The sequence below is a fragment of the Enterocloster aldenensis genome (assembly GCF_003434055.1).
Taxonomy (GTDB): domain Bacteria; phylum Bacillota; class Clostridia; order Lachnospirales; family Lachnospiraceae; genus Enterocloster; species Enterocloster aldenensis.
The window spans coordinates 1-15129 of sequence record NZ_QVEX01000031.1; the positions used below are offsets into that span (position 1 = coordinate 1).

The 15129-nt window shown below is 46.4% G+C and carries 14 protein-coding genes and 1 tRNA gene; 5 read left to right on the plus strand and 10 right to left on the minus strand.

The window, feature by feature from the left end; translation table 11 throughout:
• Positions 1 to 281: 281 nt before the first annotated feature.
• From DWX59_RS27730 to dnaA, 10 genes are all read right to left on the minus strand, one after another.
• A tRNA-Ser gene (locus DWX59_RS27730) sits at positions 282 to 369 on the minus strand.
• A 77-nt stretch (positions 370 to 446) separates the two neighbouring features.
• A complete protein-coding gene (locus DWX59_RS27735) occupies positions 447 to 1178 on the minus strand; it encodes a lysophospholipid acyltransferase family protein (RefSeq protein WP_117563384.1) in 732 nt (243 codons plus the stop codon).
• A gap of 45 nt (positions 1179 to 1223) precedes the next feature.
• On the minus strand, positions 1224 to 1775 hold the full coding sequence (locus DWX59_RS27740) for a Fe-S-containing hydro-lyase (RefSeq protein ID WP_117563385.1): 552 nt from the start codon (positions 1773 to 1775) through the stop codon (positions 1224 to 1226).
• 38 nt (positions 1776 to 1813) lie between these two features.
• The gene (locus DWX59_RS27745; RefSeq protein ID WP_117563386.1) at positions 1814 to 2656 is read right to left on the minus strand and encodes a fumarate hydratase; all 843 of its coding nucleotides are present in this window, start codon (positions 2654 to 2656) and stop codon (positions 1814 to 1816) included.
• A 116-nt stretch (positions 2657 to 2772) separates the two neighbouring features.
• Entirely contained in the window at positions 2773 to 5334 is a 2562-nt protein-coding gene (gene gyrA, locus DWX59_RS27750) for a DNA gyrase subunit A (RefSeq protein WP_117563387.1), read from the minus strand.
• Positions 5335 to 5372: 38 nt separating this feature from the next.
• Positions 5373 to 7286, minus strand: a complete 1914-nt coding sequence (gene gyrB, locus DWX59_RS27755; protein WP_117563388.1) for a DNA topoisomerase (ATP-hydrolyzing) subunit B — start codon at positions 7284 to 7286, stop codon at positions 5373 to 5375.
• Positions 7287 to 7331: 45 nt separating this feature from the next.
• On the minus strand, positions 7332 to 8417 hold the full coding sequence (recF, locus tag DWX59_RS27760; protein ID WP_117563389.1) for a DNA replication/repair protein RecF: 1086 nt from the start codon (positions 8415 to 8417) through the stop codon (positions 7332 to 7334).
• Positions 8418 to 8441: 24 nt separating this feature from the next.
• Positions 8442 to 8651, minus strand: coding sequence for an RNA-binding S4 domain-containing protein (locus DWX59_RS27765; RefSeq protein WP_117563390.1), 210 nt, complete (start codon positions 8649 to 8651; stop codon positions 8442 to 8444).
• A gap of 39 nt (positions 8652 to 8690) precedes the next feature.
• On the minus strand, positions 8691 to 9809 hold the full coding sequence (gene dnaN / locus DWX59_RS27770; RefSeq protein ID WP_117563391.1) for a DNA polymerase III subunit beta: 1119 nt from the start codon (positions 9807 to 9809) through the stop codon (positions 8691 to 8693).
• Positions 9810 to 10088: 279 nt separating this feature from the next.
• Entirely contained in the window at positions 10089 to 11459 is a 1371-nt protein-coding gene (dnaA, locus tag DWX59_RS27775; protein ID WP_117563392.1) for a chromosomal replication initiator protein DnaA, read from the minus strand.
• A gap of 477 nt (positions 11460 to 11936) precedes the next feature.
• Between dnaA and DWX59_RS27780 the strand changes: the two genes are divergently transcribed.
• The 5 genes from DWX59_RS27780 to yidD all read left to right on the plus strand — a co-directional run bounded on the left by DWX59_RS27780 (position 11937) and on the right by yidD (position 15113).
• Positions 11937 to 13334, plus strand: coding sequence for a citrate transporter (locus DWX59_RS27780; RefSeq protein WP_117563393.1), 1398 nt, complete (start codon positions 11937 to 11939; stop codon positions 13332 to 13334).
• Positions 13335 to 13435: 101 nt separating this feature from the next.
• Entirely contained in the window at positions 13436 to 14059 is a 624-nt protein-coding gene (locus DWX59_RS27785; protein WP_117563394.1) for an ECF transporter S component, read from the plus strand.
• Positions 14060 to 14265: 206 nt separating this feature from the next.
• Positions 14266 to 14400, plus strand: coding sequence for a 50S ribosomal protein L34 (gene rpmH / locus DWX59_RS27790; protein WP_007862611.1), 135 nt, complete (start codon positions 14266 to 14268; stop codon positions 14398 to 14400).
• 148 nt (positions 14401 to 14548) lie between these two features.
• Positions 14549 to 14893 (plus strand): ribonuclease P protein component, encoded by a 345-nt coding sequence (rnpA, locus tag DWX59_RS27795; RefSeq protein WP_117563395.1) that lies wholly within the window; start codon positions 14549 to 14551, stop codon positions 14891 to 14893.
• Between the two features lie 7 nt (positions 14894 to 14900).
• A complete protein-coding gene (gene yidD / locus DWX59_RS27800; protein WP_008723106.1) occupies positions 14901 to 15113 on the plus strand; it encodes a membrane protein insertion efficiency factor YidD in 213 nt (70 codons plus the stop codon).
• Positions 15114 to 15129: the final 16 nt, after the last annotated feature.

A 15129-nucleotide genomic window follows, 5' to 3' on the forward strand; every position in this document is an offset into this window, starting at 1 on the left:
ATACTGTTCAATCTTCAATTATCAAGGTCCTCTGTGTTGTCGGCTTGTTCAGCAGCAACTTTTATATCTTATCACAGTCGCTTGTGTTTGTCAACAACTTTTTTAATTTTTTTTGATTTTTGTTTTTGACTTGATTTCTTCTTTTCAAAAATCATCCGCTGTATTTTCTCCAGCGGGTATTAATCATATCACGGTTGTTATTTTTTGTCAACAACTTTTTTTGATTAATTTTGTGCCCCCAGGGCTAAAACAGTAAAAAAATAATCATTTGGAAAATGGAGCGGAGAAAGAGGGATTTGAACCCTCGCGCCGGTTTCCCAGCCTACACCCTTAGCAGGGGCGCCTCTTCGGCCTCTTGAGTATTTCTCCGAATTGATATTTTCCATATGATTGCTTCTTTTGACATGTTTGTCCTCAGACGCATTGACCATTATACTCGATTGATTCTACATTGTCAAGGGCTTTTCCGCGACATTTTTATTTATTTCTTCCTGTATTTTGTTGTGCACAAGATGTGCTATTTCCGAGGTCTTCATTCCCATATATTGATCCGGCATAATGGGTTCCATGTAGTGGACTTCCACAAATTCCTGCTTCAATGAATTCATATCAAAGGGGCGGAAGGAATTAATCAGGGCAACCGGAACAATGGGGCAGCCGGCTTTTACCGCACTTTTGAATGTCCCGCTCTTAAAATCCAGAATCTCGTTTCCTTTCCTGCTGCGGTGTCCTTCCGCAAATATAACAAAGTTCCGGCCCTCTTTTACCAGTCTTGTCACTTCCCCTATGATACGTACCTGGTCCTTCATGTCCTTTCTGTCCATGGCCAGGCTTCCCGTGGCCCCCAGCACCTGTTTTACCAATATCCACCCGGATGCTTCTTTCTTAATTACAACGGAAAGGGCTTTGGGGCATGTTGAAAAAAGCGCCAGCACGTCAAACAGCCCCTGATGATTGGGAAACAGCATGAATCCGTCTTTCTCAGGAATATGTTCCACCCCTGTTACCTTTATGGTAACCCTTCCCCTTTTTATGATCCTTCTGGTCATCTCCGCAATATAGTCATACCGCTGCTGCATGGTATGATTATCCCCGGGTCTTGCCATACGGGCGATTTTAAGCAGCCATACCGGCGCATGGAACAGATTCATGAATACCATATATATAATCCGTTTCATATGATTCCCTCTTCTTCCCCATGATTTTAACGATGCTTCCCCGCATCATGATCTGCAGTATTCTTTAACCGCTGTCTCGTACAGGTTGTTTCCCTGGGAATCCACTACCACGATTACCGGGAAATCTTTGATTCTAAGTTTTCTGATTGCCTCCGGACCCAAATCCTCATATGCAATGATTTCCGAGGAAAGGATGCATTTTGACAAAATGGCTCCTGCTCCTCCCACGGCCGCAAAATACACGGACTGGTTGCGGGTAATGGCATCCATGACTGCCTGGGACCTTTTTCCCTTTCCTATCATGGCCCCCATGCCCATGTCCAAAAGCCTGGGCGTGTACTTATCCATCCGGCTGGCAGTGGTGGGGCCTGCGGATCCAATGGGGCGCCCTTCCCTGGCAGGTGACGGACCCATATAGTATATTATATTGTTTTTTATGTCAAACGGCAGCATTCCACCTTTATCCAGGGTTTCATCCATGCGCTTATGCGCTGCATCCCTGGCAGTATAGATGGTTCCTGTTAGATATACATAATCCCCCGCCTTTAAAGAAAGCGTATCTTCCTTTGTCATTGGTACGTTTATATGTCTGTCCATAACCATTACTCCCCTTTCATGGTAATCCCTTATCCTGTTTATAATACCCTGTGCGCATGACGGTTGACATGGCAGCATATATTGACGGCCACAGGAAGTCCTGCAATATGGGTTGCAAATGTCTCAATATTAACTGCAAGTGCTGTCATCCTTCCTCCCAATCCTCCCGGTCCAATGCCCAGCTGATTAATCGCGGCCAGCAGTTCCTGTTCCAGTTCCTTTACCCACGGTATCTTTGGCTTTTCTTCTATATTCCTGGTAAGGGCATGTTTCGCCATCTGGGTGCATTTTTCAAAGGTCCCGCCAATACCCACGCCAATCACCATAGGAGGGCAGGCATTGGGGCCCGCGTCCCTGACAGCGGTAATGATGGCGTTCTTTACCCCTTCCAGTCCATCGGCGGGTTTTAACATAAATACACGGCTCATGTTCTCACTGCCAAATCCCTTGGGGGCTACCGTGATATCGACAGCATCCCCTTCCACTATTTCGTAGTGGATCACGGCAGGCGTGTTGTCCTTTGTGTTAATCCGCTGAATCGGATCCCCAACCACGGACTTACGGAGATATCCTTCCTCATATCCCCTTTTCACACCTTCATTCACAGCTCCTGTCAGGCTGCCTCCTGTTATATGCACGTCCTGCCCCACCTTAATGAATACAACTGCCATCCCTGTGTCCTGGCAGATGGGTATCATGTCCTCAGCAGCAATTTTCAGGTTTTCTTTCAGCTGGCCAAGGACCTGGCGCCCCAAAGGAGACTCCTCTTCCTTAACAGCCAGATTGAATACCTGCTCCATATCCCGGGCAAGCACATGGTTTGCCTCAATGCACATTTCCTTAACCGCTTCCGTGATCAGCCCTGTGTGTATCTCCCTCATGGCCTATACTCCTCCTTTAACTGGCAATATGTATTCCACATGAAAAGGCTGTCTTTCAGGACAGCCTTTTCAGTATATTCATTCTTGTTTGCCTGCATATCAGCTGTGGCTGCTCTTTATTCTTTCTCCTGCGTTTCCCCGTCCTCTGTATCGGCATTCCCTGTACCCATGTCTTCTGACTCAGCACTATCCTCATCGTAGAACTCTTCGTCAAAAACATTGCTTTCTTTTGTAACGCTCTCGCGCACCTTGGCAATGCTTGCAACCTTGATGTCAGACTCCTGGTCAATGTTCATCAGCTTGACTCCGGATGTGTTGCGCCCGATGATGGATATATCGTCCACGCTCATGCGGATGACAATGCCTTCTGTTGTGATAAGCATGATCTCCCGGCCGTCATTTACCAGCTTTGCACCTACGATATTGCCTGTTTTTTCCGTGCACTTGTAACAGATGACACCCTTTCCACCTCTGTTCTGGGCGCTGAATTCAGATATGACCGTACGTTTGCCCATGCCGTTTTCAGAAACAATAAGGAGGCTCTCTCCCTGGCTTTCCATCTGCATTCCAATGACTTCGTCATCTTCTTCAAACCGCATGCCGATGACACCCATGGATACACGGCCAGTCACCCTGACATCCGTCTCATTGAACCGGATACACATCCCCTTGCGCGTTACAAGGAAGATATCCTGGTTATTATCTGTTGCCTTTACTTCAATGAGTTCGTCATCCTCGCGCAGCACAATGGCCTGAAGCCCGTTCTTGCGCACATGCTCATATTCCACCATGGGCGTTTTCTTGACCATACCGTTCCTGGTAGCCATGAACAGGTACTTGTCCTCATTGTATTCACGCATCGGGATGATGGCTGTGATTTTCTCATCCGGCTGCAGCTGAAGCAGGTTAATGATGGCCGTGCCTCTTGCAGTACGCCCTGCCTCTGGGATTTCATATGCCTTAAGCCTGTATACGCGTCCCTTATTGGTAAAGAACATCATGAAGTGGTGGTTGGTGGTCATGAGAAGGTCCTCAATATAGTCCTCCTCAATGGTCTGCATCCCCTTGATGCCCTTGCCGCCGCGGTTCTGGCTTCTGAAATTGTCCACATCCATCCTCTTGATATATCCCAGATGGGTCATGGCAATCACCGTATCCTCATCCGGAATCAGGTCTTCCATGGATACGTCGTCGTCATATCCAATGGCCGTACGCCTGTCATCCCCGTATTTGTCCGCGATAATCTGGATTTCCTCCTTGATTACGGTCAGAAGCTTTTTCACATCTGCCAGGATTGCCTGTAATTCCTCAATCTTGGCCAGAAGTTCCTTATATTCGTTTTCAAGCTTTTCACGCTCCAAACCAGTCAGCGCGCGCAGCCTCATGTCCACAATGGCCTGGGACTGTGCATCGGATAAGCCAAAGCGTTCCATTAACTGGTTCTTGGCATCCGCCACATTGGATGAACCGCGGATAATCCGGATGACCTCGTCAATGTGGTCCAGGGCAATGAGCAGGCCTTTTAAGATATGGGCGCGCTCCTCGGCCTTGTTCAGGTCATACTGTGTCCTTCTTCTTACAACCTCTTCCTGGTGCTTCAGATATTCATCCAGCATCTGATGAAGGTTTAATACTTTTGGCTGGTTGTCAATCAGGGCCAGCATGATGACGCCGAAGGTGTCCTGAAGCTGTGTGTGCTTTAACAGCTGGTTCAGGATTACATTGGCGTTCACATCCCTTCGCAGTTCTATGTTGATGCGCATGCCCTCACGGTTGGACTCATCACCGATGTATGTGATCCCGTCAATCTTCTTTTCCTTAACCAGGTCCGCGATTTTCTCAATCAGACGGGCTTTATTTACCATGTATGGAAGTTCGGTCACTATGATCCTTGACTTTCCATTGGCCATGGTTTCTATGTTGGTAACCGCGCGCACCTTGATTTTGGCACGTCCGGTGCGGTATGCTTCCTCTATGCTTCTTCTTCCCAGTATGGTTGCCCCGGTAGGAAAATCAGGCCCTTTGACAATCTCCATGATTTCTTCCAGGGAAGTCTCCCTGTCCTCTTCCACCTGGTTGTCAATCATCTTTACAACGGCGCTGATGATTTCCCGAAGGTTGTGGGGAGGTATGTTGGTGGCCATACCCACGGCGATACCGGACGTACCGTTGACCAGAAGGTTTGGATACCTGGAGGGAAGCACCACCGGCTCCTTCTCGGTTTCATCAAAGTTTGGCACGAAGTCAACCGTATCCTTGTTGATGTCAGCCAGCATTTCCATGGAAATCTTGCTTAAGCGGGCTTCCGTATACCGCATGGCCGCAGCGCCGTCGCCGTCCACGGAACCAAAGTTCCCATGGCCGTCCACCAGCGGATACCTGGTAGACCACTCCTGGGCCATGTTAACCAAGGCCCCATAGATGGAACTGTCACCATGGGGGTGGTATTTACCCATGGTATCACCTACAATACGGGCGCACTTACGATGTGGTTTATCAGGACCATTGTTCAGCTCTATCATGGAGTAAAGTACACGTCTTTGGACCGGCTTTAAACCATCCCTTACATCGGGAAGGGCCCTGGCGCTGATTACGCTCATGGCATAGTCAATATAGGACTGTTCCATGGTCTTTTTCAGGTCTACATCATGAACCTTGTCAAATACATTTGGTTCCATATTCAATCTCCTTTATGTTTACACTCTAAATGCTGAAATCAGATATCTAAGTTCTGTACGCGCTTTGCATTGGCCTCGATAAATTCCCTTCTCGGCTCCACCTGGTCGCCCATCAGGGTGGTAAATGTCAGGTCAATCTCAGATGTGGTCTCTTCATCCAAGGTCACGCGCAGCAGCACCCTCCGCTCAGGATCCATGGTTGTCTCCCACAGCTGTTCCGCATCCATCTCACCCAGACCTTTGTAACGCTGGATTTTGTTGTTGGTATCACGTCCAATGTCCGTGAGAATGGAGTTAAGCTCCTCATCACTGTAAGCATACCATACCTTCTTACTTTTCTCCACCTTGTATAAGGGCGGCTGGGCCAGGTACACATAGCCCTGTTTGATCAGCTCCGGCATGAACCTGTAAAGGAAGGTCAGAAGCAGGGTGCTGATATGGGCGCCATCCACATCGGCATCCGTCATGATGATGATTTTGTGGTAGCGCAGCTTGGATATGTCAAAGTCTTCATGGATTCCGGTTCCAAATGCCGTAATCATGGCCTTAATTTCCGCATTGCCGTAAATCCGGTCCATCCTGGCTTTTTCCACGTTCAATATCTTGCCTCTGAGGGGCAGGATGGCCTGGGTGGCCCTGGAACGTGCCGTCTTGGCTGAACCGCCTGCGGAATCTCCCTCAACAATATAAATCTCACAGTTTTCAGGATTCTTATCTGAACAGTCGGCCAGCTTGCCAGGAAGCGCCATCCCGTCCAGAGCGGACTTACGGCGTGTCAGGTCCCTGGCCTTCCTGGCCGCGGCCCGTGCCCTCTGTGCCATGATGGACTTCTCACACATAGCCTTGGCAATGGCAGGGTTCTGTTCCAGGAAATAGGTCAGCTGCTCGCTGACAATGTTGTCCACGGCTGTACGGGCCTCACTGTTGCCCAGCTTCTGCTTGGTCTGGCCTTCAAACTGCGGTTCTTCCACCTTGATGCTGATAATTGCGGTCAGACCCTCGCGGATATCCTCGCCGGATAAGCTGTCTTCATTTTCCTTTAACAGCTTATTCTTCCTGGCATAGTCGTTAAAGGTCTTGGTAAGGGCGTTCTTAAAGCCGGTCAGATGGGTTCCGCCTTCCGGCGTATTGATATTGTTGACAAATGTATAAATATTCTCAGTGTAGGAATCATTATGCTGCATGGATACTTCCACATACACGCCTTCCTTGCTTCCTTCACAGTAAATGACCTGGTCATATAAAGGCGTCTTGCCTTTATTCAGATAGGTGACGAATTCCTTTATGCCTCCCTCGTAGTGGAAGGTCTTTTCCTTCTTCTCTTCCCGGTCATCCTTAAGGATGATCCTAAGATTCTTTGTAAGGAATGCAGTCTCCCGCAGCCTTATTTTTAAGGTGTCATAATCATACACGGTTTCCTCAAATATCTCTTTGTCCGGAAGGAAGGTGACCCTGGTGCCATGCTGGTCAGGATTGCATTTGCCTACGATTTTCAGAGGATACGTTACTTTCCCCCTTTCATAGCGCTGCTGATAAATGTCGCCGTCCTTATAAACCTGTACCTCCAGCCACTCAGAAAGTGCATTGACAACCGATGCGCCAACCCCATGAAGGCCGCCGGATACCTTGTATCCCCCATTGCCGAATTTACCGCCGGCATGGAGGATGGTAAATACCACTTCCACAGCCGGGAGACCGGCCTTTTTCTGGATGCCTACCGGAATGCCGCGGCCATCGTCCATGACAGTTATGGAATTGTCCTCATTGATGGTAACCTCAATGGAATCACAATATCCTGCCAATGCCTCATCGACCGCATTATCTACAATCTCATAAACCAGATGGTGGAGACCTCTGGCCGATGTGCTGCCAATATACATGCCAGGCCTTTTCCTGACTGCCTCAAGTCCTTCCAAAATCTGAATCTGATCTGCTCCGTATTGCTCTCCCATGTTCTATATCTTCCTTTCTTTTCAGGTAACCAGTGCCGGGCGGTACTAGTTCTCATTTTCCACGGTTCCGTCGATAACTTTGAATATCTTGTCTATATGGAACCTGTTGTTGACAAAATCATCCAGCCCGGTACAGGTAATCATGGTCTGGATATCCTGTATGGCTGATAAAAGATGGTTCTGCCTGCTGCTGTCCAGCTCTGATAAGACATCATCCAGCAAAAGGATGGGATTATCCCTGCTGACCGCCTTGACCAGTTCCAGTTCAGATAGCTTCAATGACAGGGCAGCGGTGCGCTGCTGGCCCTGTGAACCAAACCTGCGGATATCAATGCCGTTCACAATAAAGCTGATATCATCCCTGTGGGGACCGGACAGCGTGGTTTTCTGTTTCATATCCTGAGGGCGGTTCCTCTTCAGGGTCTGTCCAAACTGATCCTCAATGGTATATGGCTCATAGGAAATCTTTATTTCCTCCTTGTTGCCGGAAAGGCTTAGGTGGATTTTCTGCATGATTTCATTTAACCGGCCAATAAACTCCCTGCGGAACCGGATTACTTCTTTCCCGTAATTTACCAGCTGCATGTCCCATACGTCCAGGGTTTCCTCATATTCAGGCTTGAAAAACAGCTCCTTTAGCAGTTTGTTACGCTGAAGCAGCACTTTGTTGTACTGTACCAGTGAATGTACATACAGCTTATTTAACTGGCACAGTTCCATATCTATGAATCTTCTTCTCTCTGAGGGACCATTCTTGATGATGTTCAGGTCCTCTGGGGAAAAGAATACCACATTGGCGATTCCAAACAGCTCGCTGGCCTTTCTTATGGGCACACCGTTTATGGCAATTCCCTTGGGTTTGTTTTTTTTCAGGTGCATGTCAATGCGGTAAGGCACATTGTTCTTCCTGATCTGTAATTTAATATGGGATTCATCCTGGTCAAAACGGATGATATCCCTGTCCTTAGCGCTTTTATGTGATTTAGATGTGCAGCAGACGTAGACAGCTTCCAGAATATTTGTCTTTCCCTGGGCATTATCACCGTAGAGTATATTGGTTCCCTGATTAAATTCCATATGTAATTCTTTGTAGTTCCGGTAATTTTTCAGTTCTATGGATTCTATAATCATGGATATTCTCTTTCTGCAGCCCCTTTATTTGGTAATCTTGATGGTCTGTCCGTCATAGGATACCACATCCCCATCCACCAGTTTCTTTCCGCGCTGGAACGCAGTTTCCCCGTTCACGGTCACCAGGCCGTCCTCTATGACATGTTTAGCGTCCACACCGGATCCAACCAGGCCGGCGGCTTTTAACGCCTGGCCTAGTTTGATGTAGTCTTCCCTTAATTTGATTATTTCCATTGTTTTCCTTTCTTAGTACAGAAATTTTCAAAAGATGTACTAAACAGTGGCTGCATTGAAATTAACCGGAAGGATCAGGTATATATAATTCTCCTCATCGTCCTTGATGAAGCATGGGGACTTGGGGTTCATCATATAGATATTGATTTCCTCGTCGTCGATCACCCGAAGTGCGTCAATCAGGAACTTGGGATTAAATCCAATCATGATATCCTTGCCTGTCTTGTGGATCATCAGGTCCGCATTCATGGAGCCGAAACTGGAATTCAGCTTCATTTCCATGGAGTTGTCACCAATATTGATAATCAGCGGTTTCTTGTCATTTTCCCTGATAAGGATGGTCGCACGTTCAATACAGTTTAAGAATTCCTTTTTATTCACGGATACCTTAGTCTCATAATCGCTGGAAAGCATCTGGTTAATCCTGAAGTATTCGCCTTCAATCAGACGTGAGACGACGACCGTGCTGTCAAATTCAAACAGGATATGGTTGGCACTGAAGTATATCAGGACTTCCTTTTCATTATCACCGCCCAGGATCTTGCTGATTTCACTGAGTGTCTTGCCAGGGACAATAACCTTGGTGTCATCATAATGGTCTTTCAGGCGTACCTTGCGGATGGAGATACGGTGTCCGTCAAGGGACACCACCTTTAACTGGTTCTCATTCACCTCGAAGAGTTCACCGGCCATCATCTTATTGCTGTCATTGGGTGAGATGGAAAAGATGGTCTGCTGGATTACTTCCTTCAGGGTAAACTGGGAAAGACAGATATATTTATCCTTTTCAATATAGGGAAGGTATGCGAATTCTTCCCCGTCCCGTCCCTGGATATTGAATACAGAGTTCTCACAGCTGATGGTGGTGGTGAATTTATCATCAGATTCAATGGTAACGGATGCATTTTCACTGGAAAGACGGCGCGTAATCTCGGAGAACAGCTTGGCATCCAGGGCTATCTTTCCATGTTCCAGTATCTCCCCTTCTACTTTTGTCTCAATTCCCAGTTCCATGTCATTGCCGGTCAGTTTAATCTCACCTGTACTGGCGTCAATCAGGATACATTCAAGGATGGACATGGTGGTTTTGGAAGGGACTGCTTTCATTACAATATTAATGCCGTTTACAATGGCGTCTTTTTGAAATCTCAGCTTCATAATGTTGATAACTTCCTTTCAGTTTATTTAGGGCGGAAAATTCCATCTGTAGTTGAAGATATAAATAAGTTCCGTAGAAACCGTAGTAGGGGGTGTGGGTTTGTGTAAAACCCTTAAAAGTCCTTGAGAATAAAGGCAAGGTTCATGTGGAATGATCTGTGGAAATCATCCACCGATCCATGGTAAAACTTAATGTTTATCCACAGGTCCTTAAAAACCGTTCACAAGTCCTTAAGGACAGCCGGGTTATCAACAGCCTGTCCACAAGGATCCCACTGCCTATTGTGGATTGATCTTCTTCTTCAGTATCTCGATGGTATTCTTAAGCGTATCGTCTTTCTTAATATCACCTGCAATCTTCTCGGATCCGTGAATGATGGTGGTGTGGTCCCTTCCTCCAAGGTAACGTCCGATGGTCTGGAGAGGGGTATCCGTCATATTCCTGCAAAGGTACATGACAATCTGTCTGGGATATACAATTTCCTTGTTCCTCTTCTGGGAGGAGATATCAAGGGGGGTGAGTCCATAATGGTCAGACACAATCTGGATGATAAGGTCTGGGGTGACCTCCCGCTGGGCATTGGGCGATATGATGTCCTTAAGGGCTTCTTCCGCCAGCTCCAGGGTAATGTCGCACTTGTTAAGGCGGGACAGGGCAACGATTTTGGTCAGCGCGCCTTCCAGCTCACGGATATTGGATTTGATGTTGGTGGCAATGTATTTGATTACCTCGTTATCAATATTATATCCTTCCATCTCCTCTTTTTTGCGCAGGATTGCCATTCTTGTCTCATAATCAGGAGACTGGATATCCACGGTAAGTCCCCATTCAAAACGGGAGCGCAGGCGTTCCTCCAGTGTCTCAATTTCTTTTGGAGGTTTATCCGAGGAGATTATAATCTGCTTCTTGGATTCATATAATGTGTTGAAGGTGTGGAAAAATTCTTCCTGGGTACTTTCCTTGCCGATAATGAACTGGATATCGTCAATAAGAAGTACGTCGTTGTTGCGGTACTTTTCACGGAATTCCGTTGTTGTTATGTTGTTTTTGTTACGGATGGCGTCAATCAGCTCATTGGTGAAGGTTTCTGATGTGACGTAAAGTATCTTGGAACTTGGATTGTTCTTTAATATGAAGTGAGCAATCGCGTGCATCAGGTGGGTTTTACCAAGTCCCACGCCTCCATAGATAAAAAGAGGGTTGTAAATCTCACCCGGCGATTCCGCCACAGCCAGGGCAGCGGCATGGGCCAGGTTATTGTTGGAGCCCACCACAAAGGTATCAAAGGTGTACTTTGAGTTTAAATTGGCGCTCTGAATAACGTCCGGGCTTATGGTGACAGTGTTCTTCTGAATCAGCTGCGGCCCCGACGGTTCCTCTTTTTCTATGATTTGTTCCTTAACTTTGAAATCCACCTCGCATTCCTGTTCAAGGAATTCCGAGATGGTCACCTTTAATAAAAATCCATATTTTTTATTTACATATTGTAAGAAGGTCTGTTCGGGAACAATGATTATTACTGTGTTATCCTTAAAAGAATACGGCTTAAGCGGTTCCAGCCAGGTACTGTAGGAGATATTGGATATTTCATGTTCTTCTTTTAGGGTAAGCAGGATCTGCTCCCAATTTTCTTTGATTTTATCGATCATTTCTTGTCTCCTGAAACTGTATTGCAGAATTGCCCAATCTAAATACATTGTATACTAAAGTAAAAATTTTTTCAATGACAAGTGTGAATAAATGTGGATAACTTTGTGAGTAGGGTGTGGAAGCAGTGTGAAAGCGGTGTGGACAGACCGGTTTTCCACAAAATAGCCGAAAAGGTTATCTCGAGTTGTGCACAACCCGAGAATAATTGGAAATTATGGAATTTTAAGATGGCATTGGGGAAAAAATTGACAATTACACACACTTATCCACAACTTATCAACATTTTGTGGATAAGTTTATGTAAATCCACAAAGAAGAGTGATTCATGTCTAATTGAATATGTTATAATAACGTTAGAAATGCATTGGATTCATTGCCCATTGTCAGATAATTGTTTATAATAAGTTAGGATACATAATAAATTTTTAATATTTTAATGTAACTAATAAAAGTTATCAACAAAAAGGAGGGTTTATATGGAATTTGTAATTGGTATTCTGCTAATCCTGACGTTCTTTGCACTGGCCTATTATTGTGTCAGGGGCTACAACCTGATGATCGGTTTTTTGGTCATTTCTGTCTTGTGGACAATCCTGTCCCTTGCAGGTGCGGGAATTTCTTCCCCACAGTTCATTGCGGATAATCCTGTGCTTCAGTTTGGCGGGGACGGAGGCAAGGGACTGGTGGCAATCCTGAATAAGATTTATCAGGCTGCCCCGGAAGGATGGGGAACCACCCTGGTTAATGTCTGCTGGGGCGCATGGTTTGGACGGGTGCTTATGGAAACAGGCATTGCCTCCACGCTGATCCGCAAGACCGTGGAGCTTGGCGGCGACCGCCCAATCATTACCATTGTCCTTCTTAATGTTGTGACTGCTTTTATTTTTACGGCCATGATGGGCGCCGGCCCTGTTATTGCCATCGGCGTCATCGTGCTTCCGATTCTGATGAGCCTTGGCATTCCCAAAGCAATTGCCATGTTCACGTTCATGGGTTCTGTTTCAGCGGGCATGTATCTGAATCCCGTGCTTCAGTTCTCGCAGATCCGTGCATTCATCCTGCCTGCAGACCAGATGCCGGAGTTTTCATTTTCATGGTATGCAAGCCATTGGGGATATTATGCGCTTGCCATTTCCGTGGTTACGGTCTCACTCCTGACAGCCGTATACCTGAAGTTCGGGAAAAAAAGACATGCATGGGCATCCCGTACGCCCGGATCCCAGCCCGTAAAGGATGCGCCCATGATTGCCCTTTTGCTTCCAATCGTACCGGTGGTGCTTAAAATTGCCCTGGATTTCTCTGTCATCGGCGGGTTCATCATTGCGGGATTTGCAGCCCTGTTCCTGTGCGGCAGGATGAAGGGGTCCTTTAAGGAGAATTGCCAGCTGGTTAACAAGCTTTATTATGATGGCGTCGTGGACACGGCTCCCTTAATCGGTTTCCTGCTCACACTCCCCATGTTCAATACATGTGCTACATATGCCTCGCCGTTTTTTAAGGAAGTAATCGGCGGTATCATGCCCACCAGTGAGTATGTTGTGTGTATATTGTTCGCGGCGCTGGCAATCCTGGGCTTTTTCAGGGGGCCGTTCACACTGTTTGGCTGCGGCGCGGCCACGCTTGGTGTTTTGTCCAATGTGGGACATTTTTCCGTTCCTTTCCTGTATTGTGTGTTCACCATTCCTGCCACAACGGTTAACGTGGGTTCCTGTATCACACAGTCCTGGATTGCATGGGGCCTTGCCTATACAAAAGTGGAGTCAAAGGAGTACTTAAAGCTTTCCATCCCATTTGCATACCTGACGTCCATCTGCCTCTATATACTTACGGCCCTTACCGTTACAGGACTGGGGGCCCAGTGGTTCTTGAAATAATACAATTTTAATCGTTGACTCCTCCTGCCTGCCCGGATTATAATGAGACAGTAGCATTGCATTGTATCTTTTAATAAGAACAGTAGCAGGAGGATGAAAAATTGAATAACAAGAAGAGAGACACCCGTTGGCTTGCAAGTGTTGCACTTATGATGGCGGTGGTCATCCTGTTGGCGAATACGCCTTTTGGGATGATACAGCTTCCGGTCATCAAGGCGACAACTGTGCATATCCCCGTTATATTGGGAGCAATTTTACTGGGGCCCCTGGCAGGGGCGGTGCTGGGCGCCACCTTTGGCATCTGTTCCATGATAAGCAATACCATGGTTCCGACCCTGCTGTCCTTTGCGTTCTCGCCCTTCATGAGTATGACCGGGATTCCCGGCATGCTGAAGGCTGTATGGGTTTCCGTTGGATGCAGGATATTGATTGGCGTGGCCGCAGGATGGCTCTGGATCCTGTTTAAGAAAGTGAAGCTTAATGCACTGGCAGCGCTTCCTATTGTTGGATTTGTGGGATCCATGGTTAATACGGTATTTGTCATGGGAAGTATTTACCTGCTGTTTGCATCCCAGTATGCAGAAGCCAAGAACGTTGCGGTTGACGCGGTTTGGGGACTGATTATGGTGACAGTTACCGCTTCCGGCATACCGGAAGCAATCGTCGCGGCAATCTTAGTGGCAGTAATTGGAAAAGTCATGCTGCGTTTCACAAGCCACAGCTGATTACGGTACTAAATATAGTAATATAAAACAGCAATGCATACATTTTATTGGGACGGCTTTTAAGCTGTCCCTTTTTGTGGATTTTTTGCGAAAATCCGCTTGACGAAGGCCGATTTCTTCTATATAATTGAGAAGATGTTTAATTATACTAGTCTAAATGTGTGTTTTCACATTACCAGATAATTTTGATAGGAGGTGCCCGGATTATGAAGATGACATTTCAGCCGAAGAAGAGACAGAGAGCAAAAGTTCATGGCTTCAGAGCCAGAATGAAAACTGTAGGCGGTAGAAAAGTTATTGCTGCCAGAAGAGCAAAAGGTAGAGCTAGATTATCTGCTTAATTGTTTGAAGCAAAAGAACTGCGGGCCACAGGAACATGTGGCCTTTTCTTAATTCAGACGTAACAGACCAGACCTGCTTTTTATGTCAGGAAAATAAGCTGTCTGGACTGTTACATTCGTCAGCATGAAGATTGAAATGGAGAATCGTATGAAACGATTTCCTTCCGTAAGGAAAAACAGGGAGTTCCAGGATATCTATAAGCATGGGACTTCATATGCAAACAGACTGCTTGTGATGTATGTGATGGAGAGCGGGGAAGATGGGAACCGGATTGGCATTTCCGTCAGCAAAAAAGTGGGCAACAGCATTGTCCGTCATCATATTACAAGACTTTTGAGAGAAATATTCCGTTTAAATAATAGTAGGATCAAGACTGGATTAAACATCATTGTTGTGGCCAGGGTGGCTGCAAAAAAATCAGACTACAAAGATTTGGAAGGTGCGTATCTGCACCTATGCGGACTGCATCACATTTTAAAAGAATCGAAGTGAAGTGATTATGACAAGGTTTTTGATTTTGTTGGTAAGGGGATACCAGAGATTCCTGTCTCCCCTTAAATTAAGAACTCACTGTATTTACACACCTACGTGTTCTCAATACGCCATTGAAGCACTTAAAAAGTATGGTGCGTTAAAGGGTACATGGTTGGCCTGCAAAAGGATACTCAGGTGTCACCCCTTTGCAGAAGGCGGTTATGATCCAGTTCCGTAGAGATTAGGAGGTATAA

Bases quoted from the DNA above. Each gene is read 5' to 3' on its own strand.
- yidD (WP_008723106.1), top strand. From the start codon at position 14,901: ATGACAAGGTTTTTGATTTTGTTGGTAAGGGGATACCAGAGATTCCTG.
- DWX59_RS27735 (WP_117563384.1), bottom strand. From the start codon at position 1,178: ATGAAACGGATTATATATATGGTATTCATGAATCTGTTCCATGCGCCG.
- DWX59_RS27780 (WP_117563393.1), top strand. From the start codon at position 11,937: ATGGAATTTGTAATTGGTATTCTGCTAATCCTGACGTTCTTTGCACTG.
- rnpA (WP_117563395.1), top strand. From the start codon at position 14,549: ATGAAACGATTTCCTTCCGTAAGGAAAAACAGGGAGTTCCAGGATATC.
- dnaA (WP_117563392.1), bottom strand. From the start codon at position 11,459: ATGATCGATAAAATCAAAGAAAATTGGGAGCAGATCCTGCTTACCCTA.
- DWX59_RS27745 (WP_117563386.1), bottom strand. From the start codon at position 2,656: ATGAGGGAGATACACACAGGGCTGATCACGGAAGCGGTTAAGGAAATG.
- gyrB (WP_117563388.1), bottom strand. From the start codon at position 7,286: ATGGGAGAGCAATACGGAGCAGATCAGATTCAGATTTTGGAAGGACTT.
- dnaN (WP_117563391.1), bottom strand. From the start codon at position 9,809: ATGAAGCTGAGATTTCAAAAAGACGCCATTGTAAACGGCATTAATATT.
- rpmH (WP_007862611.1), top strand. From the start codon at position 14,266: ATGAAGATGACATTTCAGCCGAAGAAGAGACAGAGAGCAAAAGTTCAT.
- DWX59_RS27740 (WP_117563385.1), bottom strand. From the start codon at position 1,775: ATGGACAGACATATAAACGTACCAATGACAAAGGAAGATACGCTTTCT.
- recF (WP_117563389.1), bottom strand. From the start codon at position 8,417: ATGATTATAGAATCCATAGAACTGAAAAATTACCGGAACTACAAAGAA.
- DWX59_RS27765 (WP_117563390.1), bottom strand. From the start codon at position 8,651: ATGGAAATAATCAAATTAAGGGAAGACTACATCAAACTAGGCCAGGCG.
- gyrA (WP_117563387.1), bottom strand. From the start codon at position 5,334: ATGGAACCAAATGTATTTGACAAGGTTCATGATGTAGACCTGAAAAAG.